General features: G+C 72.7%; 21 protein-coding genes and 1 riboswitch. Of the genes, 9 read left to right on the top strand and 12 right to left on the bottom strand.

Annotated features, from left to right (window positions below):
* The first annotated feature begins 68 nt into the window (after positions 1–68).
* Genes AB0F04_RS30570 through AB0F04_RS30560 form a run of 3 tightly spaced genes read left to right on the top strand, consistent with a single transcriptional unit; the run spans position 69 to position 3633 of the window.
* Positions 69–2036 (top strand): glycosyltransferase, encoded by a 1968-nt coding sequence (locus tag AB0F04_RS30570; protein ID WP_362047257.1) that lies wholly within the window; start codon positions 69–71, stop codon positions 2034–2036.
* Positions 2033–2473 carry a hypothetical protein gene (locus tag AB0F04_RS30565; RefSeq protein ID WP_362047254.1) on the top strand — a complete coding sequence of 147 codons (441 nt, stop codon included), beginning with the start codon at positions 2033–2035 and terminating at the stop codon, positions 2471–2473. Before AB0F04_RS30570 ends, AB0F04_RS30565 begins: the two co-directional genes overlap by 4 nt.
* Complete coding sequence (locus AB0F04_RS30560; RefSeq protein WP_362047251.1) at positions 2401–3633, top strand: glycosyl hydrolase; 1233 nt, start codon at positions 2401–2403, stop codon at positions 3631–3633. The genes AB0F04_RS30565 and AB0F04_RS30560 overlap by 73 nt, the downstream gene beginning before the upstream one ends.
* A 12-nt stretch (positions 3634–3645) precedes the next feature.
* Here AB0F04_RS30560 and AB0F04_RS30555 read toward each other — a convergent pair whose 3' ends face one another.
* The 3 genes from AB0F04_RS30555 to AB0F04_RS30545 all read right to left on the bottom strand — a co-directional run bounded on the left by AB0F04_RS30555 (position 3646) and on the right by AB0F04_RS30545 (position 6902).
* Positions 3646–4401, bottom strand: coding sequence for a polysaccharide deacetylase family protein (locus AB0F04_RS30555; RefSeq protein WP_362047248.1), 756 nt, complete (start codon positions 4399–4401; stop codon positions 3646–3648).
* 113 nt (positions 4402–4514) lie between these two features.
* Positions 4515–5816, bottom strand: a complete 1302-nt coding sequence (locus AB0F04_RS30550) for a glycosyltransferase (protein ID WP_362047245.1) — start codon at positions 5814–5816, stop codon at positions 4515–4517.
* A gap of 21 nt (positions 5817–5837) precedes the next feature.
* Positions 5838–6902, bottom strand: coding sequence for a GNAT family N-acetyltransferase (locus AB0F04_RS30545; protein WP_362047242.1), 1065 nt, complete (start codon positions 6900–6902; stop codon positions 5838–5840).
* Between the two features lie 192 nt (positions 6903–7094).
* On the opposite strand from AB0F04_RS30545, the gene AB0F04_RS30540 reads away from it, so the two are divergent.
* Positions 7095–7943, top strand: coding sequence for a Cof-type HAD-IIB family hydrolase (locus tag AB0F04_RS30540; protein WP_362047239.1), 849 nt, complete (start codon positions 7095–7097; stop codon positions 7941–7943).
* Here AB0F04_RS30540 and AB0F04_RS30535 read toward each other — a convergent pair.
* Positions 7907–8671 (bottom strand): transglycosylase SLT domain-containing protein, encoded by a 765-nt coding sequence (locus AB0F04_RS30535; RefSeq protein ID WP_362047236.1) that lies wholly within the window; start codon positions 8669–8671, stop codon positions 7907–7909. The genes AB0F04_RS30540 and AB0F04_RS30535 overlap by 37 nt on opposite strands.
* A gap of 3 nt (positions 8672–8674) precedes the next feature.
* Positions 8675–8844: riboswitch (cyclic di-AMP (ydaO/yuaA leader) on the bottom strand.
* 511 nt (positions 8845–9355) lie between these two features.
* Here AB0F04_RS30535 and AB0F04_RS30530 point away from each other — a divergent pair.
* Together AB0F04_RS30530 and AB0F04_RS30525 are read left to right on the top strand one after the other, a co-directional pair.
* Positions 9356–10366 (top strand): polyprenyl synthetase family protein, encoded by a 1011-nt coding sequence (locus tag AB0F04_RS30530; RefSeq protein ID WP_362047234.1) that lies wholly within the window; start codon positions 9356–9358, stop codon positions 10364–10366.
* Positions 10367–10620: 254 nt separating this feature from the next.
* Positions 10621–11883 carry a DUF2092 domain-containing protein gene (locus AB0F04_RS30525; RefSeq protein WP_362047231.1) on the top strand — a complete coding sequence of 421 codons (1263 nt, stop codon included), beginning with the start codon at positions 10621–10623 and terminating at the stop codon, positions 11881–11883.
* 100 nt (positions 11884–11983) lie between these two features.
* Here AB0F04_RS30525 and AB0F04_RS30520 read toward each other — a convergent pair whose 3' ends face one another.
* The 4 genes from AB0F04_RS30520 to AB0F04_RS30505 form a co-directional block, all read right to left on the bottom strand.
* Positions 11984–12565 (bottom strand): NAD(P)H-dependent oxidoreductase, encoded by a 582-nt coding sequence (locus AB0F04_RS30520; RefSeq protein WP_362047228.1) that lies wholly within the window; start codon positions 12563–12565, stop codon positions 11984–11986.
* Between the two features lie 86 nt (positions 12566–12651).
* Positions 12652–13725, bottom strand: a complete 1074-nt coding sequence (locus AB0F04_RS30515) for an amidase (RefSeq protein ID WP_362047675.1) — start codon at positions 13723–13725, stop codon at positions 12652–12654.
* A gap of 77 nt (positions 13726–13802) precedes the next feature.
* Positions 13803–14306, bottom strand: coding sequence for a DUF6668 family protein (locus AB0F04_RS30510; RefSeq protein WP_362047225.1), 504 nt, complete (start codon positions 14304–14306; stop codon positions 13803–13805).
* Positions 14307–14594: 288 nt separating this feature from the next.
* A complete protein-coding gene (locus tag AB0F04_RS30505; protein ID WP_362047696.1) occupies positions 14595–14780 on the bottom strand; it encodes a hypothetical protein in 186 nt (61 codons plus the stop codon).
* Here AB0F04_RS30505 and AB0F04_RS30500 point away from each other — a divergent pair.
* Entirely contained in the window at positions 14718–16094 is a 1377-nt protein-coding gene (locus tag AB0F04_RS30500) for a tetratricopeptide repeat protein (RefSeq protein ID WP_362047672.1), read from the top strand. The two genes, AB0F04_RS30505 and AB0F04_RS30500, sit on opposite strands and share 63 nt — an antisense overlap.
* 15 nt (positions 16095–16109) lie before the next feature.
* On the opposite strand, the gene AB0F04_RS30495 is transcribed toward AB0F04_RS30500, so the two are convergent.
* Together AB0F04_RS30495 and AB0F04_RS30490 are read right to left on the bottom strand one after the other, a co-directional pair.
* Positions 16110–17060: a M28 family metallopeptidase gene (locus AB0F04_RS30495; protein WP_362047222.1), complete on the bottom strand. Its 951-nt coding sequence runs from the start codon at positions 17058–17060 to the stop codon at positions 16110–16112.
* A 152-nt stretch (positions 17061–17212) separates the two neighbouring features.
* On the bottom strand, positions 17213–17686 hold the full coding sequence (locus tag AB0F04_RS30490; protein WP_362047219.1) for a VOC family protein: 474 nt from the start codon (positions 17684–17686) through the stop codon (positions 17213–17215).
* Between the two features lie 21 nt (positions 17687–17707).
* On the opposite strand from AB0F04_RS30490, the gene AB0F04_RS30485 reads away from it, so the two are divergent.
* Positions 17708–18331, top strand: a complete 624-nt coding sequence (locus tag AB0F04_RS30485) for a CGNR zinc finger domain-containing protein (protein ID WP_362047216.1) — start codon at positions 17708–17710, stop codon at positions 18329–18331.
* 132 nt (positions 18332–18463) lie between these two features.
* Here AB0F04_RS30485 and rarD read toward each other — a convergent pair whose 3' ends face one another.
* Together rarD and AB0F04_RS30475 are read right to left on the bottom strand one after the other, a co-directional pair.
* Positions 18464–19489, bottom strand: coding sequence for an EamA family transporter RarD (rarD, locus tag AB0F04_RS30480; protein WP_362047213.1), 1026 nt, complete (start codon positions 19487–19489; stop codon positions 18464–18466).
* 123 nt (positions 19490–19612) lie between these two features.
* A complete protein-coding gene (locus AB0F04_RS30475; RefSeq protein ID WP_362047210.1) occupies positions 19613–20467 on the bottom strand; it encodes an SDR family oxidoreductase in 855 nt (284 codons plus the stop codon).
* 91 nt (positions 20468–20558) lie between these two features.
* Here AB0F04_RS30475 and AB0F04_RS30470 point away from each other — a divergent pair, with 91 nt between their 5' ends.
* A complete protein-coding gene (locus AB0F04_RS30470) occupies positions 20559–20942 on the top strand; it encodes a helix-turn-helix domain-containing protein (RefSeq protein WP_362047207.1) in 384 nt (127 codons plus the stop codon).
* Positions 20943–21068 lie beyond the last annotated feature (126 nt).

Below are 21068 nucleotides of genomic sequence, written 5' to 3'. Positions count from 1 at the left end.
ACGACCGGGCCCGGGCCCGGGAAAAGCCGAGCGCAGCCGAAGAGAGCAACCGCCAGGGGGGAACCACCGTGCGTCCGCCAGTCACACCGAGGGAGAGATCCACGCCGGAACCCACACCCGCACGGGACGGCGCGAGCACCCCCGCCGGCGGCCCCGAGACGGCCAGCCAGTCCTCCAGCCCCAGCTCCTCGGAGTCGTCGAGCCCCGCCCATGGGTTCGGGACGGATCTGTCCGACCTGCCCCCGGCCTGGCCTGGCCGCCGCGCGCTCGCCCTGCCCGGTGTCCCGCTGCTCGTCGCGCTCGCGCTCTGGGCGTACGCCGTGCGGCACACCGACGTCTCGCGGCTCGACGACTACGGCTTGGTCAGCGCGCTGCACCCGACGTTCTGGGCAGGGCTCGCGGTGCTCACCGCCGGCTTCTGGTTCACGGTCCGCGACGCACACCGCCCGGCAGCCTGGTCGGCGGCGTACGTACTGGGCCTGCTGGTGATGGAGCGGGCCACGCAGGCCGTGCTCTACCCGACCCCGCTGTACGCCTGGGCGTGGAAGCACGAGGCGGTCATCGACCATCTGCTGACCGCCGGCGGACTGCAGACCGCCGATCAGGTCGGCGACATGGCGGTGTACGACCAGTGGCCGGGCTTCTTCGCCGCCCAGGCCGCCCTGCAACGGCTGCTGGGCGTGGACTCGGCGGCGATGTTCATGGCCTGGTGGCCCCTGGTCTCCAGCCTGATGCTGCTGCTCCCGCTGCTGCTGATCTACCGCACCTTCACCGAGGACCGGCGGCTGATCTGGACCGCGGTCTGGCTCTTCTACGTGGCCAACTGGGTCGGGCAGGACTACTTCTCCCCCCAGTCCGTGGCGTACGCGCTGCACGTGGGCGTGCTCGCGGTCGTCCTGCGGCGCTTCGGCCGGTCCGCCGTGCGGAGCGGGCAGCCGCGGCAGGCGGTGTGGACGGTGGTGATCACCGTCATGATCGTGGCGATCGTCATCTCCCACCAGCTCACCCCGGGCATGCTGGCCGTCTGCCTGCTCGCCCTGTGCCTGAGCCGCCGCTACCGCGACTGGGTCCCGGTCGTCACGACCGTCGTCATCTTCCTGGCCTGGTGCCTCACGGCCGCCCTGCCCTTCCTGTCCGCGGCGATGCCGGACATGATCCGCTCCATCGGCGACGTCGGCGCCAACGTCGAGACGGGCTACGGCGCCACCCCGACCGGCGCCGGAGCGATCGCGACGTCCTGGGCCGCCCGGCTGCTGTCCGGTTCGGTCCTGCTGCTCGCGGCCGTCGGAGTACTGCGCCAGCGGGTGCTGCGCCACCGCGCCCTCCCCCTGCTGCTGGTCGCGGCGGCCCCGCTGCCGATGTTCGCGGCGAGCAGCTACGGCAGCGAGATGATCTTCCGGGTGCTGCTGTTCATGCTGCCCGGAGCCGCCTTCTTCGCCGCCGCGGCACTGCTGCCCGAGGTCCGCACCCTGGCCGCCGACGCCGCCGTACGGGAAGCCGGCAACCGGCGGACGAGCGGCCCCTCCTGGGCCCGCCGGCGGGGGGCCGGCACCTGGGTGCCGCTGGCCGCGCTGCTCGGCACCACCCTGGCGTTCGTGCCCGCCTACTCCGGCAAGGACCGGATCAACTACTTCCCGCCCCAGGAAGTGGCGCTCGTGCGGCAGCTCTTCGAGCAGGCCCCCGAGGGCTCGCTGGTCGTGGCGGCCAACCGCAACTACCCGGACGCGTACGCCGACTACTGGAGCGTCGACCACTACTGGTTCCTCGACGACGGCCGCAGTCACGTCGACCGGATCGTCAGGCAGCCCGCCGCCACCCTCGCGCGCGACATGGCCGGGGTGGAGCGGCCGGGCCGGGCCTACTTCCTGCTCACCCAGGGGCAGCTGGCCAACTCCGAGATGAACGGGCAGCTCGACCGGGCGCAGCTGGAGCGCATCCAGAGATCCGTCGCCGCGTCGCCGAGATTCCGGCTCGTGGCGGAGAACGGCGCCGGATGGCTCTACGTACTGAAGCAGTCAGGGGGAGCGGAGCGATGACACCGCAGGAACTCGTGGTCCGGATGCTGCCCCCCTTCGGCGGCTGGCTGGCGCTGGCCGCCCTGGCCCTGCCCGGCGGATCGCCGCTGCGGGGCGCCGCGGTCGTGCTGTTCCTGGCCGCGGGGCCCGGCGCGGCCGTGGTCAGAGTCTGCGCCCCCGCCCTGGGGGCGCGTCCTGCCGAAGGGCCCGTGGAGCGCCGGGACCCGGACTTCGCCCGCCACTCCGACCTGCTGGAGCGGCTGATGCTGACGCTGTTCCTGAGCATCGGCGCCGTGATGCTCGTCGCGACCGTGCTGATCGCCACGCACACCTTCAGCGCGCAGCGGGTGCTGCTGACGCTGACAGTGCTGACCACACTCACCGCGTGCTGTCCGCCGCTGCGCGCCTCCCCGCAGCCGGGGACGACACCGAGGACACCGAAGGGTTCCGCTCAGTGAGGTTCAACCGCCCCCACCGTCCCTTTCGCCGCACGCCGCACGCCACCGGAGGCCAGCACCGCAGAACGCACGGGGAGAAGCCACACGAGGAGCACACGGTCGAAGGCCCGCTGGCCTCGAGCCGTCGCAGACTGCTGATCACGTCCGCCACCGTCGTCAGCGCGGTGCTGGTCGCCGTACTCGCTCTGCGGAACGCCTCCGGACCGCAGGAGCAGGGAGCGGCCGGGTCCCCGGCGGACTGCCGCCCGACGGCTCTTCTGGTACCGCCGTGCGGCGCCTGGTTCGGGGCCTTCGTGCCGCACGAGCGCGACGACCTGCCGGAGAAGGTACGCGCCTACGAGAGGCGCGTGGGCCGGGAGCTGGACATCGTGTACACGTACCACGACATGTCCCTGCCCTCGGGCACCCGGCGGGAGGGACAGCTGCTCACGCCGGAGGAGCGGCGCGTCGGCGAGGACCACCTGCTGCTGCTCTCCTGGGAGAGCAAGTGGTGGGGCGGCGCCAAGGGGCAGCAGCCGACCTGGAAGCAGATCGCGGCCGGTGAGCTGGACGACCGGGTGATCGACGTCCAGGCCCGGCGCATCAAGGACTACGGCAAGAAGGTGTTCCTCTCCTTCGACCTGGAGATGGACACCCGCACCCCGGCGAGCGGCACGCCCGCCGACTACGTGAAGGCCTACCGGCACATCCACGACCGGTTCCGCGCCCTGGGCGTCGACAACGTGGTGTGGACGTGGATCACCACCGGGTACCTCGACCACGCCGGCACGATCGAGAAGATGTACCCGGGCGACGACTACGTCGACTGGATCGGCTACAACCAGTACAACTACTACCTCTGCCACGACGCGGACTGGCTGACCTTCGCGCAGACGCAGAAGGCCACCCACGACTGGATCCGCACGCACCTCTCCGACGACAAGCCGCTGATGCTCTCCGAGTTCGGCACCGCGGCGGACGCGAACCGCCCGCGACGGCAGGCCGAGTGGTACGCGCAGGTGCCCGGGGTGCTCAAGGGCCTGGACGGCGTCAAGGCCGCCCTCCAGTGGAACTACCGCGACCCCGGCCCGCACTGCGACCTGGCGGTGGCGAACGACACCGCCTGGCACAGCCTGCGCAAGGCCGTCTCCGACCCCTACCTCAACCAGCCGCTGCGGTAGTCCCCGCGGGGGTCAGCCCGCGAACTCGGGCCCGTGCAGCACCGCACGGGCCCGCCGGTACCAGCGCCACGCGATCGTCTTCGGCCCGTCCCGGTACGGCGCGACCCGCGCGCCCGCCCCGGCCAGCCAGCCCTCGACGTCGGCGACGGTGTGGGTGCGCCGGACGATGAGCCGGGCGATGCGGTACCGCTCGTCGCGGTCGGAGCTGAGCGCGTGCCGCACGGCCGTCGCGGTCTCGTAGCCCGCCCTGGCCGACATGGCCCGTACCCGGGGGCTGTTGTAGCCGTGCGGGTAGGCGAGGTGCCGGATTTCGTGCCCGAGGGCGTCCTCCAGCACGGCCTTGGAGGTGCGCAGCTCGTACGCCAGGGCCTTGGCGGACAGGGTGTCGAGCTGCGCGTGCGTCACGGTGTGGCTGCCGATCTCCATGCCGGAACGTTCCAGCTCCGCCGCGCCGGCCAGGCTCATCATCGGCGCGGGCGGCAGCAGACTGCGGCCGCCCGGGGCGATGGCGCCGGTGGTCAGATAGGCGGTGGCGGGCAGCGCGCGTGCGGCCAGGGCCTCGGCGGTGGGTCCGGGCAGGTCCGCGAATCCGTCGTCGAAGGTGAGCAGCACCGGCCGGGGCGGCAGCGGTGCCCGCCCGGCCAGGTGATCGGCGATCGCGCTGATCGTGACGGGCGTACGCCCGCTGCGGACCACGGCGTCGAGATGCGCGGCGAACTGCCTGGGGGTGACGGTGAACTCGGCGATCCAGTCCGGCGGATCGTCCATCACGGAGTGGTACAGGAAGACGGGGACGGCGGGAGCGCCTTCGGCCGGCGGCGGACCCACCGGTCCCTCGCTCTCCCGCGCACTCCGCTCCGCCCTGCCTCTGCCGTCCGCCCTCATATCGCCCCCCGGGCCGTCTTCCCGCGTGCGGTCGCGCGCAGCGCACGCCGTGCTTTCAGATAGCCGACCGGCCCGTACAGCATCCCCCTGCGCTGCAGCCGTGACAGCCGCCGCGGCCACGGGTGTGTGCGGGCGTCGTGGTCGCCCGGCGTGCCGGTGCCGTCCGCCCCGTCCGTCGCGCGTACCGCCGTCAGCGTGCGGGCGTGGGCGAGGCCGCGGGGCAGCCGCGCGAGGAACGCCGGGAGCAGCGCGGGCCGGTTCACGAGCACCGCGGTGAGATAGGCGGTGAGCCCGGCGCCGTAGCCGTAGGCCTGGGTCTCCAGGTCCCGCCAGGTCTCGCGGTGGTGGTGCCACACCAGGGCGTACGGCGTGTAGCGCAGCCGGTGGCCCTGGGCCAGGACGCGCACGAAGCCGTAGAGGTCGTCGCCGCCCCGGGCCGCGGTCCCCGCCCCGGTGGCCGGGTCGAAACCGCCGACGGAACGCAGCACCGCCGTGCGGAACGCCATGTTCGCGCCCGACCCGAACCGCCCGGCCGTGAACGGGAACAGCGGCTCGTCGACCGGCGGGTGCGCCGGGTCGTACGTCCTTGGAGTGAAGCCTTTCGCGAAGCCGCCGTGGCTCTCCAGCAGCACCTGGGCCGGAGTCGTCAGCCGCGCGGGCAGGATCAGCCCGGTGCAGCACCCGAGCCCCGGGTCGGCGGCGAAGGGCGCGGCCAGCTCGGTCAGCCAGCGCGGATCGGCGACCACGTCGTCGTCGGTGAAGGCGACCACCTCGCCGCGCACGGCGTCCAGCCCGGCGTTGTGGGCGGCTGCGAGCCCCGGAACGGGCTCACAGACGTACCGCACCCGCTCGGCGTACTTCCGCTCGACCAGCTCCCGCGTCTCGCTCGTGACGGGCGCGTTGTCGACGACGACGATCTCGCACCGCGGATGGTCCTGCGCCAGCAGCGAGTCCAGCGCCCGTGCCAGCTGCCCGGCCCGCTCCCGCGTCGCGACGACCACGCTCGTGAACGGCGGCTCCCCGGGGTCGCCGAGGTCGGCGGGGCCGCATTCCGCCCGGGCCCGCTCCGCCAGCACCGCTGTCGGATCCGCCCCCTGCGGCACCCGCCCGAGCAGCGTCCCCACGGGCCGGCCGCCTCTCCTGACCAGCACGAACACCTCTCCATGCGTCACGGGCGGACTCCCCGGGCCGGGTCTGAGCACCGCCTCGTCGCCGTCGAGGTCCAGCTCGGCGACCTGCACCGCCCCGATGGCCAGGAACCGCCGAATCTCCTCCCGCGCACGCGCCGAACGGGCCATGCGCCCACCCCCCTCGTGTGTTCAGGTACGGCGCAGCCGGGCCGCGCCCTTGAGCGTCCGCGCGGCCAGCGACGCGAGCCGTGGCCTGCCGCGGACGAAGCTGTGCGCGCGGCGTGCCGGTTCGCGGCTCAGCCAGTGCAGTGCCGCGCCCGCCCCCGGACGGGTCACCGCGCCCTCGTACACGGGCAGTTCGCCCGTCTTCAGCGCGTCCTTGTACTCGGCCGCGCCCCGCCCCAGGTCGAGCAGGGCGACACCGGCGGCGGCCGCCGCCTCGGCCATGCGCAGGTGCAGCACCAGACCCGGTGAGAACTTCGCGAACTCCGGGTCGTAGGCCGGGAACCAGCAGGCCAGCACCGAGGCCGAACGCAGCCCGAAGTGCGCGGCGACGGGCCGCTCACCGGCGTACAGCACGGACAGCGTGCCGCTGCACTCCGGCGCCCGGGTCCGGGCCAGCTGCCCGACGAGCCGGGTGATCCACTCCTGGGCGAACCGGTCCCGGCGGCCGGTCCTGCGGTACTGCGCGGACTTCCACTCCATGAGCGTGCGCAGCGCGGCCGGGTCACGCTCGTCGAACACGAACCGCAGCTCACCGGCCTGCCGCCCCAGCCTGCGCTCCTTGGCCAGGGTCGTCTTCAGGAACTTCGGCGACTGCGCGCGCAGCACCGACTCGTACGTCTCGTAACCCTTTTCCACGTCGATGACGTAGGTGGCGTGCTCCTCGGCCGCGTACCGGACGAACAGCCGCTGCTCGGCCTCCAGATTGTCGAAGGCGAAGCTCGACACCGAGCAGGCCTTCAGCAGTTCACCCGTCTCCACGTCCAGACCCGGCCGCAGGATCGCGCCCTGCGCGTCCGAGACGCCGAGCCCGATCGCCCGGCCCTGCCCCAACGGGCCCCGCTCAAAAGGCAGGAAGCCGGACGGCTCCCGCCCTTCGTACACCACCGCGATCCGGGCCCCCGGCCTGAACAAGCCGACGGCTTCGGTGAACTCCGGTTCCATGAAAGGGTTGCGCGGCGCCTCCGAGGCGGCGCGCAGCGCACGCCAGCGCTCCCTGTCCCCTTCGCCGAGCTCCCCGGGCCCAGCCACGCGAATGCGCCCACTGCTCAACCCGACCCCCCGATCAAGTCCCCCCTGGACACTTGGAAGGTACCGCTCTATGCGGCCCCACGGGTAGGTAGCGGAGCATGTTGTTGCCAACCGGTGCAGAGGCCTTCAACCGGGCAATCGGCGCCCACCGTCCGATGAAACGAAGGGGCGCGTTGTCCGTATTCTCTGATCATGGCCGCACCCCTCGCATATTCGCTCATCGCCACCGATCTGGACGGGACGCTGCTGCGCGGCGACGACACCCTGTCCGACCGGGTTCTCGCCGCGCTCGCGCGGGTGGCGGACGCCGGTGCCCAGCACCTCGTGGTGACGGGCCGGCCGGCGCCGAGAGTGCGGCCGCTCCTGGACGACCTCGGCTGCACGGGGCTCGCGGTGTGCGGGCAGGGCGCGCAGGTGTACGACGCCGGCGCGGACCGGCTGCTGTGGTCCATCACCCTGGACCGGGAGCTGGCGGAGACCGCCCTGGGCAAGATCGAGGCCGAGGTGGGGCAGGTCTACGCGGCCGTGGACCAGGACGGGGTGGAGGGGCTCACGCTGATCGAGCCGGGGTATCTGATGCCGCACCCGACGCTGCCCGCGGTCCGGGTCGAGCGGCGCGAGCAGCTGTGGGGCGAGCCCATCAGCAAGGTGCTGCTGCGCCACCCCTACCTGACGGACGACGAGTTGGCGGCGACGGCCCGCTCGGTGGTCGGCTCGCTGGCGACGGTGACGATGTCGGGGCCCGGCACGGTCGAGCTCCAGCCGTGCGGGATCACCAAGGCGACGGGGCTGGCGCTGGCCGCCGAGCATCTGGGGCTGCGGCCGGCGGACACCATCGCCTTCGGCGACATGCCCAACGACATCCCGATGTTCGACTGGGCCGGTCACGGTGTCGCGATGGCCAACGCCCACCCCGAGCTGAAGGCCGTGGCCGACGAGGTCACCCTGTCGAACGAGGACGACGGCATCGCCGTCGTCCTCGAGCGACTGCTGGACGGGGCGGATCAGTACGGGCCGTTGACGTTGTCGATCGAGCCGTAGCGGGCCGCCGCGTAGTTGCAGGCCGCCGTGATGTTGGCGACCGGGTCGTACGGGTCCCACGACGTGCCGTCCACGTGGTAGGCCTGGAAGGTCGGGTCGATGGTCTGGAGCAGGCCCTTGGACGGCGTGCCCGCGGCGGCGTTGGAGTCCCAGTTGTTGATCGCCTGGGGGTTGCCGGACGACTCGCGCATGATGTTGCGGTAGATGCCGTCGTAGGACCCGGGGATCCCCTTCTGCGCCATGATGTCCAGCGCCTCGCGGATCCACCCGTCGAGGTTGTTCGCGTAGGTCTTCGCGGATGCCTGCGTGGCCTGGGCGACACCGCCGGCGGGCTTGGCGGGGGCGGACGACTTGGTCGCCGTCTTCTTCGGGGCGAGCGACTTGGTGGTCTTCACCTTGAGCTTCAGACCCGGGTGGATCAGCTTCGGGTTGTCGCCGACGGCGGCGCGGTTGTCCTTGTAGAGCTGCTTCCAGCCGCCCCGGACGTCGTACCGGTCCGCGATGCGGGCGAGCGAGTCGCCCTTGGTCACGGTGTACGTGAGGGACTTGGCGGGCTGGGCCGCCTGCTTCACGGACTGCGCGGCGGGGGCGCTCTGGGGCTCGGCGGCGCTCGCGTGCGTGGCCCCGAGGAGCGGAAGGGTCAGTGCGGCTCCACCGGTGCCGACGGCGACGATGCCTCGGGTCAGCGGGTTGGTTCTGGGGCGACGGTGCTTGCCTCGTCCGGCCATGGCGATGTTCCTCTCCGGCGCCTGCGAGGTGAGCTGTCGGGTTCGGGCCGGGAGGTGCCCGGCCGCCTACGGCACCGTGTGCCGTACGCGGCTTCACCCCGAGCCGTGCCGCTGTGCGGACCGGCGACTTACCTGGGTCCCCCGCTCCTGCCACGCGTGAGTGAGTTCGGTTCCTGTGGGGAGTCCGGGCGGCGGCAGGATTAGGCGTCCGCCGGACAGGGCCGGAACGTATGCGAGAGCACATGTCGGGAACAAGCACCTCAGTCACATATCGCGCGGTTGACCTTGGTCGGGGGCGTTTGGGCGACTTGATCCTTTGCGAGAGCCAAGGCTCAACTGGCTTTCACGGGAAGGCGGTAGGGGCTGGTGTGGGCACGGGGCGGAAAAGGGGAAGTAGTGATTCAACTCACTGATCACGAGCCCGTGGGGCAATTTCCGCCAAGGGGAATTCCACGACTCAACACGGCAAATCGTGCATAACTCGCTACCCTCGGGTAAGTCGATAAATATCTGTTCTTATAGGTTGATCGAAAACATAGCGGTCGTGATCGGATACCACCCGGCCTGTAACCACGGGCGCTGGCGGTGATCGAAACGTGACCGGATACGCTGACTCGAGTGAGGGCAGCGACCTATCGACAATCCGCGTAATCACCGGCAGACACAGCAGACAGGAGACCCCTCGTGACCGACGTCGGGCCGTTCGGGCTGAGCGTGCGGGACCAGGCTCTGGAAGCCGACGTCCAGGCCGGATTGACGGCTGTCGAGGAAGGCTTGCTCGAGGCCACCAAGAGTGAGGTGCCCTTCATCACGGAGGCCGCCCAGCACCTGGTGCGAGCCGGCGGCAAGCGGTTCCGCCCGCTGCTCGTGATGCTCTCCGCCCGGTTCGGTGACCGCCACGCGCCCGGGATCGTCCCGTCGGCGGTCGTCGTGGAGCTGACCCACCTCGCCACGCTCTACCACGACGACGTCATGGACGAGGCCGCCGTGCGCCGCGGCGTCCCGAGTGCGAACACCCGCTGGGGCAACTCCGTCGCCGTCCTCACCGGCGACTTCCTCTTCGCCCGCGCCTCGCACATCCTGGCCGACCTCGGCCCGGAGGCCGTCCGGGTGCAGGCCGAGGCGTTCGAGCGCCTGGTGACCGGCCAGATCCTGGAGACGGCCGGACCGCAGGACGGCCGGGACCCCGTCGAGCACTACCTGGACGTGCTGGGCGGCAAGACCGGTTCGCTCATCGCGGTGTCGTGCCGGTTCGGCGCGATGATGTCCGGCGCCGACGAGACCGTCGTGGACGTGCTGACCCAGTACGGCGAGCGGCTCGGCGTCGCCTTCCAGCTCGCGGACGACGTCCTCGACATCGCCTCCGACTCGCACGAGTCCGGCAAGACTCCCGGTACCGACCTGCGCGAGGGCATCCCCACCCTGCCGGTGCTCCGGCTGCGTGAGCGCGCGGCCCGGCTCGGGCTCGCCGAGGACATCGCCCTGTGCGAGCTGCTCGACTCCGACCTCACCGACGACGGCCGGCACAGCGAGGCCCTGCGCCTGCTGCGCGCCCACCCGGCCCTGGAGCAGGCCCGGCGGGACACCGTCCGCTACGCCCAGGACGCCCGTTCGGCGCTGGCGCCGCTGCCCGAGTGCACCGCGAAGACGGCGCTCCAGGAGCTGTGCGACGCGGTGGTGCACCGGGCCGGCTAGCCCGCCCTCCCCGGCCACCCGGACCTCCCAGGTCCCGACGACCCCTACGGGTCGGGGGACAAGCCGCCCTCCCGTGTCATACCCCAGCAGTACGCGGAGTTGATTCCGGGGTCTGACGCAACTCCCCGGCCGATTTGGTCAGATGGGGACCACGGAAAACACCACTCCTCACCTGTTCGGGTGAGAATGGCGGCTCAGGGACGAGTGCGTGGACGACACGGACAGCCGCCGCCGACCACGGAGGTAGGGCACACATGGCACCGTACGCATCCGACGACAGCACGACCGCCGGAGAGGTCGACGAGCAGCGCTCCGGGCAGCGCAAGGCCGCGCGGTACATCGTCCCGGTCGCGGTGGTGGGGGTGGCCGCCGCGACGATCGGGCTGGTCCCCGCGCTCGCCAGCTCCGGTGACCCCGACCTCCCGAAGATCACCGCCCAGCAGCTCATCGAGAAGATCGCGAAGTCGGACGTCCAGCAGCTGTCCGGCACGGTGAAGATCAGCACGGACCTCGGCCTGCCGGACCTCGGCGGCCTGGAGTCGGGCCTGCTGTCCGGCGCGGCGGGCAAGGGCGAGGGCGGCTCCTCCGCCGATCCGTCGGCCAGGCTCACCGAACTGGCCTCCGGCACGCACACGCTGCGTGTCGCCGCCGACGGCCCGGACAAGCAGAAGCTGTCGCTGGTGGAGAACGCCGCCGAGTACAGCCTCATCCACAACGGCAAGGACGTCTGGGGCTACGACAGCAAGGCCGGCGAGGTGTACCACGGCACCGCCGCCGAGAGCCCGGAGCGCGGCAAGGACCAGCAGCCGCCGGCCACACCGAAGGACTTCGCCGAGGAGGCCCTGAAGGCGGTCGACGACACGACGTCCGTGACCGTGGACGGCACCGCTCAGGTCGCCGGCCGGGACGCCTACAAGCTCGTCGTGAAGCCGAAGCAGTCCGGCTCGACGGTCGGCGCGATCACCGTCGCCGTGGACGCGAAGACCGGCATGCCGCTGAAGTTCACGCTCACCCCGGCGAGCGGCGGCGCGGCCGTCGTCGACGCCGGCTTCACGAAGGTCAGTTTCGCCGCGCCGGCCGCGTCGACCTTCGACTTCACGCCGCCCAAGGGCGCGAAGGTCACCGAGGAGAAGGACGCCGGCAAGGCCGCGGGCGGGACTCCGCGCAAGGCCCCGGGCCTGCCCTTCGACCTGGGTGAGGCGCCGGGCCACGCCCCCGGGGCCGGGAAGGACGCCGGCCGTGGCGTCGGCGGTCATGACGGCATGAAGACCATCGGCGAGGGCTGGACCGCCATAGCCACGTTCGACACCGGCGGCGAGGGTGTGCCCTCCGGCAAGTCCGGCGGGGCGTTCGGCGGCTTCATCGACTCGCTCGGCGACAAGGTCCACGGCACGTTCGGCTCGGGCACGGTCTTCTCCACCCGCCTGGTCAACGCCCTCGTCACCGACGACGGCAAGGTCTACGCGGGCCTGGTCACCAAGGACGCGCTCGTGAAGGCGGCCGACGCCGGCAAGTGAGCCCCGTGGCCCCGCGGGACGTCGAGAGGACCGCTCCTCGGCGGTCCGCGGGGCGCCGACGGGGGCGTGCTTCACGGCGAAGGGCACCACCGCGCAGCGCTCAGTCCTCGTACAGGAACCTGGCCAGGGGCGCCTCCTGCGCGAAGAAGGTCTTGGCCCGGGTGAGGGCCGCGTCGTCGTTCAGCACGTCACCGGGCTTGCTGCCGTTGCCCAGCAGCACACCGCCGAAGCGCATCCCCATGTACGCCGCCGAGTTGTGGAGCGTCCCGACGAGCGGGTCGGCGACCACTTCCTGTGTGTGCGCGAGGGCGGTCACGCCCCACAGGGTGCGGCCGGCCAGGGTCGCCTTGAAGTCGAGGCCGGGGGTGCGCAGCCAGCCCGACCAGTAGTCCAGGTAGCGCTTGGTCTGCGCGGAGACCGAGTACCAGTACAGCGGCGAGACGATCACGATGTCCGTCGCCGCGAGCGTGGCGTCGAGCAGCCGGGCCACGTCGCCCTCGGTCGGGCGGACGTGGTCGCTGTCGTGCCGCAGGTCCTCGAAGTCCGGCACCGTAACGGCGGAGAGGTCGATCCACTCCTGCTCGACGTCCGGCGGCAGTTGCTCGGCGGCCCGGCGGGCCAGCAGCTCGGAGTTGCCCTCGGCGCGAGCGCTGCCCAGGACGAAAAGGAAACGGCGGGTCATGGGGTGCCCCTCTGGAAACTCGGCGTACGTCAATTACGTGCGTGTGCATCATATGCGTACGCAAGTACTTGCGCCAGGGGTGCCCGTCAGCTCCGGTCCGCCCTCCGTGCCACGGCCAGCAGCAGCGCCTCCCGCCCGTGCGGCGCCACCAGCTGGAGTCCGGCCGGGCAGCCGTCGCGGCCGAACCCCGCGGGCAGACTCAGCGCAGGGTGCCCACTGAGATTGAACGCCCAGGTGAGGGAGGTGGAGTAGCGATCCCCGGGCCCCTCGTGGCCATGCGGGGCGGTGGGTGCCGTCGGGGTCAGCAACAGCTCGGCCTCACCGAGGATTCCGGCGAGCCGCAGGTCGTTCTGCGCCCGGACGTGCTCGGCCCCGGCCGGATCGGCACCGGGAGTGCGCAGGGCGAGCCAGGCCGGCCCGGGGTCCGCCAGCCGCACCGGTCTCCGCGGCCGTACGAGCCGGACGACCCCGGCCGCCTCGAGCCGTTCCACCTCGGCCCGCGCCAGCGCCACGGGCTCCGGATCGGGTCCGGCGAACCCGAGGTCGGGCGACCAGACGGCGGTGACGGGGCGGGGCGCTTCGGCCGGCTCCGGCTCCTCGGCCATCACCGTCCACCACAGCCCGGCGTCCGCCGCCGAGCGGGCGAGCACCCCCGGTACGGCGAGCCCCGTACGGTCGGGCGACGGCAGCCGCCCCCTCGTGGTCTTCAGGCCGACCACCCCGCACCACGCCGCCGGGATCCGCACCGACCCGGCTCCGTCGCCGCCCGTCGCCAGCGGCACCAGTCCGGCCGCCACGGCCGCCGCGGCCCCGGCCGAAGAGCCGCCCGGCGTACGGTCGGCCCGCCACGGATTGACGGTCCGGCCCCGGGCCCCGAGCCCCCACGTCTGCCAGGGCGTCCCCGGCCCGGGCACGGAGGTGGCTCCCACGGCCACACCACCGGCCGCGAGCAGCGGACCCGCCGCCTGCAGCCCGCCGCGCCCCTTCACCGCGATCGGCACACCCGCCAGCGGCAGGGACGGGCCGGCGCCCCGCCGGTCGAGCCGCGTGTCCAGCTCACCCGCCCGCCGCAGTGCCTCCTCACCCCACACCTCGACGAACGCGCACAGGTGCGGATCGGCCCGCTCGATCCGGTCCAGGGCCGCCGCGACCACGTCCATCGCACGCAGCTCCCGGGCCCGAACGCCCGCCGCGATCTCCCCGGCCGACAGCGGCACGGCCGTCAGCGGTACGGCCGTCAGCGTGCCGCCCCCGTCAGCCGGGCCAGGGCCGCCGTCTCGCGTGGCGGGCGGCCCGGCTCGCCGAGCCGCCAGGACGCCACCCACGGCACGCGGTACACGTCGATGACCGACTCCAGCGACCTGACCCGCTGGGCGAGCGGGCGCGGCAGCCGCCCCGGGGCGTCCGCCACGAGCACGACGGCGTCCAGATCGAGCCCCGGCGGGGCCTGGCCGCGCCGGAAGAGCTCCACCACCCCGGCGACCGTGTCGAGCCCCGCCGCGTGGGTGCGCGCCACCAGCAGCACCGACGGGGGATCGCCGGGGCCGGGCCAGGACCGTCCGCTGTCATGGCCGCCGTAGACCGCGGCGAGGGTGGAGACGCCCGCGCCGCCGTGGGTGCCGACCCAGGAGAAACACCGTGCCGCGGCATGGGCGTGCGCGGGCTCCGGCGGGCCCGGCTCCGGAGTGGTCACCGGACCGCGCAGCCAGATCTCCGGCCCTTGTCGCATGCCTGTGTGCATGCCCCTCTCCTCCCTCGTGCGCCCGGTTCTCATACCCGCCCCGACGGCCGCGGCGGGGTGGACGGCCCTTGGGACGAGCCTGTGACACCGTGGTGACGTGAGAAACGGGGGCGAGCGGACACACTCGACAGTAGGTGTCCGACGCCGAGTGAGGGGACGATGGCGCGACTCAGCCGCGAGAAGAAGCGGGAACAGAAGCAGGCCGCGCACGCGGCGACCCCGGCGGCGCCGATCGACGTCCATGTCCCCGGGGCCGGTACGGATGTGAACGGGGGAGCCGGTGGGGTGTCAGACGGCGCCTCCGTCGGCGGCGTCCCGGTCTTCGCGGCCCCCGGCGAGGAGATCCAGCGGGCCGTCCTGAACCGCCTCCACCACATCGCCCTCGCCACCGGCCATCCCGTCCTCGCGACGATCCGCGACGAGCGCATCGGCTACGTCGTCCCGCTTCAGGTCGACCCGGACGGCTCCAGCCACTTCACGGCAGAGCCGATCGCCACGACCCCGCCGGAGCGGCAGCACACCCGCGGCACCGACACGACGACTCCGCCGGGACCGCGGCAATCCCGGGGTGCGGGCGCCGGAACTTCGTCGGGGCGGCAGCCCGCCGGGGGTGCGGGCGCCGGAACTTCGTCGGGGCCGCAGCCCGCCGGGGGTGCGGGCGCCGGAACTCCGTCGGGGCGGCAGCCCGCCGGGGGTGCGGGCGCTGCAACTTCGTCGGGGCCGCAGCCCGCCCGGGGCGCGGACGCCGCAACTCCGCCTGAGCCGCATCCCGCCTGGGGCGCGGACGCCGCGACTCCGCCTGAGCCGCAGCATGTCCGAGGCGCCGACGCGACGGCCGCGTCCGAGTCGCAGCGCGCCCGGAGCGGCGGTGCCATGGCGCCACCGTCCGAGCCCCCGCATCCGCCCGGTGACAGCGCCACACAGGTGCTGCGTCCCGTGCCGGACTCGGGCCATGGCTCCGCCCCGACCTTCCGGCTGCGGGCCGTGTCCGAGCCGCAGCCGGCCGAGGAGGTCGTACCGACGTTCGAGCTGCGAGCCGTGCCGGAGTCGGTGGAGCCCGCGCCGGAAGACGCGCCCCCGGCCCCGGAAGCTGTGATGCCGCCCGGCACCGTCGCGCCGCCCACCGGTGCGTTCGGTCCGCCCCCGCCCATGGACGCGCGGCCGCTCCCCGTCCCCGAGGCCCGGCCGGCTCCCCGGCCCGCCCCGGTTCACGAAGAGGCCCTGATCGCCGCCGACCCCGACCCCAAGCCCACGCCTCCCCGCGGCTTCGACGCCGTCGCTGAGGCCGTGCTCGGGGACGAACCCCTCACCGCCCCGGGCGATCCCGCCGCGCCCGCGCTCCTCGCGGAGCCGGTCACGCGGATCAACGAGGCGGTGAAGGAGGGCAGGATCGAAGAGGCCGCAGGCCTGGCCGAGCAGACCCTCGCGCAGGCGTCGCGAACGCTGGGGGCGGAGCACCCCGAGGTGCTCCGGCTCAGCGAACTCACCGCGTACATCGCCTACTTGGCCGGGGACCCGCTCCGCGCCTTCCGCCTGTCGCTCGACCTGGCCGGTGCCCACCGCCGGGCCGGCGACGCGGAGGCCGCCTACGGCAACGTGGAGAGCGCGGCCACCGCCTGGCGGGCGGTGCGCGACCCGGCGCTGGGGCTGGAGCTCGGGCGGGACCTGATCGGCCTGTGGACGGAGCTCGCAGCCGAGGACGGCCCGGCCGCCGAGGAGGTCGAGCAGCTGGAGTCGGCCCGCGCCCGCATGGGCCGCCTCACCGAACGCGCCGCCCGCAACCAGTAGGCGCTGACGCGCGGGCTACTCCGACAACCCCCACACCGCGTACGCCAGCGCGTCGCTGTTGCGGTTCAGGGCGGTGTCGTTGATGTTGGCGGTGGTGTCGCAGGACGAGTGGTAGCAGCGGTCGAAGGCCCGCCCGGCCGTACCACCCCACTTGGCCGCCTGCGCCGCCGTCATCGTCCGGCTCGCCCCGGTGAACAGACCGCCCACCGGCACACCCGCGCTCTTGAAGGGCGCGTGGTCGGAGCGGCCGTCGCCCTCGGTCTCGATCTCGGTCGGGACGCCGATGCCGCCGAAGTAGTCCTTGAAGGTCTTCTCGATCGCCGGGTCGTCGTCGTAGACGAAGTAGCCGGGGTTCGGGGAGCCGATCATGTCGAAGTTCAGATACGCGCTGATCTTCGAACGGTCGCCGGTGGCCAGCCGGTTGACGTAGAAGCGGGAGCCGACCAGGGCGAGCTCCTCCGCTCCCCACCAGGCGAACCGCAGGTGCTTGGTGGGCTTGTACTGCGCCCGGGACACGGCCAGGGCGGTCTCCAGGACGGCGGCGGAGCCCGAGCCGTTGTCGTTGATGCCGGGCCCGGAGGTGACGCTGTCGAGGTGCGAGCCGGCCATCACGACCTGGTTCGCGTCGCCGCCCGGCCAGTCGGCGATCAGGTTGTAGCCGGTGCGGCCGGAGGCGGTGAACTGCTGGATCGTGGTGGTGTACCCGGCCGCGTCCAGCCTGGCCTTGACGTAGTCGAGTGAGGCCTTGTAGCCGGCCCGGCCGTGCGCCCGGTTGCCGCCGTTGGCGGTGGCTATGGACTGCAGCTGGGACAGGTGGGTCTTGACGTTCGCCACGGGGATGTCCGGCGCGGCGGCGGATCTGGAAGGAGCGGATGACGCGGCGTCCGCCACGGCACCGCCGGTCAGGAGCATGGCTGTTGCCATGCCGCCCGCGGCGACGGCGCGCGCGGAAACGGAGAGCTTCATGTGGGGGCTCCGGATTCCGTCAGGAGGCCCGTGGGGTGTCCACGGGCCGCCCACAGTGAATGGGGTGCCTGGATGGTGAAGCTGGTACTGACTCTCCGTCAAGGTCGTGATCCGGCCAGGGCGTTACGGAGTACGAGCCTCCGCCCCTCAGGTCATTGCACGCAGAATTCGTTCCCCTCCGGGTCCGCCATCACGACCCATGTGCCGCCCTGCTCCTTCACCCGCCGCAGCACACCGGCCCCGAGTCCCTGCAGCCGGGCGACCTCCTCGTCACGCCGCCCCTCGCCCGGGTGCAGATCGAGGTGCAGCCGGTTCTTGACCGTCTTCGCCTCCGGCACCCGCTGGAACAGCAGCCGCCGCCCCAGCCCGGTCCCGCTCTCCTCCTCGAACGGGTCCTCGGGGTGCCGTACGGCGACGAGGTCCTTGAAGGCGCGGCGGCCGTGGAACTCGACCGTGGCCTCCTCGGGCAGGGCGCCGAAGCCGAGCAGCTTCCCGATCAGGGCGCTGTTGTCCTCGACCTCGTACCTCAGGGCGGCGGCCCAGAAGTCGGCCTGCGCGTGCGGGTCGTTCGCGTCGATGACGACTTTCCAGTGCACGGGAGCGGGTGATGCGGATGTCTGCGTCATGTAACCACTTATACTGGTTAGGTGAGTGGACGCGCAGGGGAAACGCCGGATCGGACGCCGGGCCTGGTGCTGGTCTCGGGCGGGGGCAAGCCCTACCGCTTCGACCCCGGCGCCCTGTGCCTGGAGCTGACGACGACGGGCGGCCCCGGGGCCTTCGCCCGCTGGGAAGTGCTGCACGAGCCCGCCGACCTGATCGCCTGGGCCGGGCGCAGCCGGCTGCCGGACGGGCTCGACCTCACCGTCTCCGGGCAGGAACTGCAGCGGGCCCGCACCCTGCGGGACGCCGTTCTCCTGCTGGCCGCCGACCGCGCCCACGGCCGCCCCCTGCAGGCCGCCCACCTGGACGTCGTCAACGCCGCCGCGGCCGCACCCCCGCTCGTCGCCCGCATCGAGCCCGACGGCACCCGCTCCTGGGCCCCGGGGGCCACGGGCAGCCGGCTGCTCGCGACCGTCGCCCGCGACGCGATCGAGCTGTTCACCGGGCCCTACGCCGACCGCGTCCGGGAGTGCGGCGCGCACGATTGCCACCTGCTCTTCGTCGACACCTCCCGCCCGGGCCGCCGCCGCTGGTGCGCCATGGAGCACTGCGGGAACCGCGAGAAGGCCCGGGTGCACCGGACGCGCCACGCTCCCACGAAGCCGTAGCGTCCGTGGCCTGCGCCGCGGGTGTCGCAGGCGGTGCCGCTCACGCCCCCTCACCCGAGCAGGGCAGCGCCCCGGGTCGGCTCGCGCGGCCGGACGCCGGCGCAGCAGAACGAGCCGCACCAGCGGCGCGGTCTACGGCCTGGCGTCCACCGGGTCCGGCCCGGAGGCCGCCACGCTCTCGGCGTTCCGCGCGGCGCCGGCCGTGCCGGCCGTGCCGGCCGCGCCGGTGGTGCCGGGCACGCTGATCTCGCTGGTGAGTCTCCGGGCGGCCCGGTGGGCGGTGCGCAACGCGTCCCAGGTGAGCAGCGTCAGCGCCAGCCAGACCAAAGCGAACCCGGCCCAGCGCTCCGGCGGCATCTCCTCGTGGAAGTAGAGGATGCCGAGCAGGAACTGGAAGACCGGCGTCAGGTACTGCAGCAGGCCGATGGTGGACAGCGGCACGCGAATGGCGGCCGCGCCGAAGCAGACCAGGGGCAGCGCGGTGACGATGCCGGCCGAGGCGAGCAGCGCCGCGTGCCCCATGCCCTCGGTCGCGAAGGTGGAGCCGCCCCGCGCGGAGAGCCAGACCAGGAAGCCGAGCGCGGGCAGGAACTGGATCGCCGTCTCGGCGGCCAGCGACTCGATGCCGCCGAGGCCCACCTTCTTCTTCACCAGCCCGTACGTTGCGAAGGAGAACGCGAGACAGAGCGAGATCCACGGGAGCCGGCCGTAGCCGATGGTCAGCACGACGACCGCCGCGCAGCCGGTCCCGACCGCCGCCCACTGCGCCGGCCGCAGCCGCTCCTTGAGCAGCAGCACGCCCAGGGCGATGGTGACCAGCGGGTTGATGAAGTACCCGAGCGAGGCCTCGACGACGTGCCCGGAGTTCACGGACCAGATGTAAAGACCCCAGTTGACGGTGATGACCGCCGCGGCGACCGTGATCAGCGCCAGTTTGCGGGGCTGCCGCAGCAGCTCACCGGCCCAGGCCCAGCGACGCAGCACGAGCAGGGCGGCGCCCACGAAGACCAGCGACCACACCATCCGGTGGGCCAGGATCTCCGCCGCGCCGGCCGGCTTCAGCAGGGGCCAGAACAGGGGGACGAGCCCCCACATCCCGTAGGCCGCGAAGCCGTTCAGCAGTCCTATGTGGCGCTCACCCCTCGGCTTGCCGCTCACGTGCCCCTCCTTCGCGCCTGGCCTGCGTCCGCGTTCACGACGGTAACGCCGAGCACCCCCGACTGTCATGCCCGTATCGGCATACGGTCATGACAGCCGGGGGTGGCGTACAGGAGGGCGGTGTCAGCCCTTGAGCGCGGCGGTGATGGCCTCGGAGAGCGGGGTGGTCGGACGGCCGATCAGGCGGGACAGGTCACCGCTGGAGACGACCAGCTCGCCCTTCTCGATGGAGACGTCCACACCGGCGAGGGTGCGGGCGAACGGCTCGGGCAGACCCGCGCCCGTGAGGATGCCGACGAGGGCGTCGGGGGAGACGGCGCTGTAGGAGATCTCCTTGCCGGTCTGACGGCTCAGCTCCGCCGCGTACTCGGCGAAGCTCCACGGGGTGTCGCCGCCCAGCTCGTACGTCTTGTTCTCGTGCCCCTCGCCGGTCAGCACGGCGACCGCCGCGGCGGCGTAGTCGGCGCGGGAGGCGGAGGACAGCTTGCCCTCGCCGGCCGCGGCGACGACCGCGTTGTGCTCCAGCACCGGGGCCAGGTTCTCGGTGTAGTTCTCGTGGTACCAGCCGTTGCGCAGCAGCGCGTAGGGCACTCCGGAGTCCAGCAGGATCTCCTCCGTGCCGCGGTGGTCGTCGGCGAGCGCGGCGGTCAGGGTGCCGGGGGCGCTGGTGTAGGCGAGCAGGGCGACGCCGGCGGCCTTGGCGGCGTCGATGACGACCTTGTGCTGCTGCACCCGGCCCTTGTCGAACTCGTTGCCGGAGACCAGCAGCACCTTGTCACCTGCGGAGAAGAGGCCGTCGAAGGTGGCGGGGGTGTTGTAGTCGGCGAGGGCGATCTTCACACCGCGGTCGGCGAAGTCGGCGGCCTTGTCGGCGTTGCGCACGACCGCGGTGATCTGCTCGGCCGGAACCTTCTCCAGCAGCTGCTCCACGACGTGACGGCCGAGGTTTCCGGTGGCTCCGGTGACGACGATGCTCATGGTGAGAACTCTCCTTGTGGGGTGCGTTGTAACTAACCTTAGGGGGTGCGCTAACTTTTGGAAAGTACCCACTTTGAAGTAAGGTACTGGCATGGCGGTAAGTGACAAGGAAGCCCTGTGCCCGTACCGGCTCGTCCTGGAGCACGTGACCAGCCGCTGGGGCGTGCTCGTCCTGATCGAGCTCCTGGACCGCCCGTACCGGTTCAGCGAGCTGCGCCGGACGATCAGCGCATACGGGGGCGGCCGGGGCGTCAGCGAGAAGATGCTCACGCAGACCCTCCAGACCCTGGAACGGGACGGACTCGTCCACCGCAACGCCAAGCCCGTCATCCCGCCGCGCGTCGACTACTCCCTCACCTCTCTGGGCCGCGAGGCCGCCGAGCAGGTGCGGGCCCTGTCGCAGTGGACGCGCGACCGCATGGACGACGTGGAGAAGGCGCGGCAGACGTACGACGAGGCCCGGGCCGCCTCCTAGCGGTCCCGGGCCTCGGGTGGGTGTCCGGCAGGTCAGCCGATGACGGTCCAGGTGTCGCCGCCGGCCAGCAGTGCGCCCAGGTCGCCCTTGCCGTGCTGCTCGATCGCGGTGTCGAGCTGGTCGGCC

Origin of the sequence: Streptomyces sp. NPDC029041, from assembly GCF_040637515.1 — a bacterium.
GTDB lineage: Bacteria > Actinomycetota > Actinomycetes > Streptomycetales > Streptomycetaceae > Streptomyces.
The sequence above is the reverse complement of the archived record's forward strand: the minus strand, read 5'-3'. Positions and strand labels throughout refer to the sequence as shown.

What these genes read in the sequence shown, in the direction of transcription:
- AB0F04_RS30565 (WP_362047254.1), top strand. Translation starts at nt 2,033, where the DNA reads ATGACACCGCAGGAACTCGTGGTCCGGATGCTGCCCCCCTTCGGCGGC.
- AB0F04_RS30555 (WP_362047248.1), bottom strand. Translation starts at nt 4,401, where the DNA reads ATGGACGATCCGCCGGACTGGATCGCCGAGTTCACCGTCACCCCCAGG.
- AB0F04_RS30550 (WP_362047245.1), bottom strand. Translation starts at nt 5,816, where the DNA reads ATGGCCCGTTCGGCGCGTGCGCGGGAGGAGATTCGGCGGTTCCTGGCC.
- AB0F04_RS30540 (WP_362047239.1), top strand. Translation starts at nt 7,095, where the DNA reads ATGGCCGCACCCCTCGCATATTCGCTCATCGCCACCGATCTGGACGGG.
- AB0F04_RS30535 (WP_362047236.1), bottom strand. Translation starts at nt 8,671, where the DNA reads ATGGCCGGACGAGGCAAGCACCGTCGCCCCAGAACCAACCCGCTGACC.
- AB0F04_RS30525 (WP_362047231.1), top strand. Translation starts at nt 10,621, where the DNA reads ATGGCACCGTACGCATCCGACGACAGCACGACCGCCGGAGAGGTCGAC.
- AB0F04_RS30520 (WP_362047228.1), bottom strand. Translation starts at nt 12,565, where the DNA reads ATGACCCGCCGTTTCCTTTTCGTCCTGGGCAGCGCTCGCGCCGAGGGC.
- AB0F04_RS30515 (WP_362047675.1), bottom strand. Translation starts at nt 13,725, where the DNA reads ATGGACGTGGTCGCGGCGGCCCTGGACCGGATCGAGCGGGCCGATCCG.
- AB0F04_RS30510 (WP_362047225.1), bottom strand. Translation starts at nt 14,306, where the DNA reads ATGCACACAGGCATGCGACAAGGGCCGGAGATCTGGCTGCGCGGTCCG.
- AB0F04_RS30495 (WP_362047222.1), bottom strand. Translation starts at nt 17,060, where the DNA reads ATGAAGCTCTCCGTTTCCGCGCGCGCCGTCGCCGCGGGCGGCATGGCA.
- AB0F04_RS30490 (WP_362047219.1), bottom strand. Translation starts at nt 17,686, where the DNA reads ATGACGCAGACATCCGCATCACCCGCTCCCGTGCACTGGAAAGTCGTC.
- AB0F04_RS30475 (WP_362047210.1), bottom strand. Translation starts at nt 20,467, where the DNA reads ATGAGCATCGTCGTCACCGGAGCCACCGGAAACCTCGGCCGTCACGTC.
- AB0F04_RS30470 (WP_362047207.1), top strand. Translation starts at nt 20,559, where the DNA reads ATGGCGGTAAGTGACAAGGAAGCCCTGTGCCCGTACCGGCTCGTCCTG.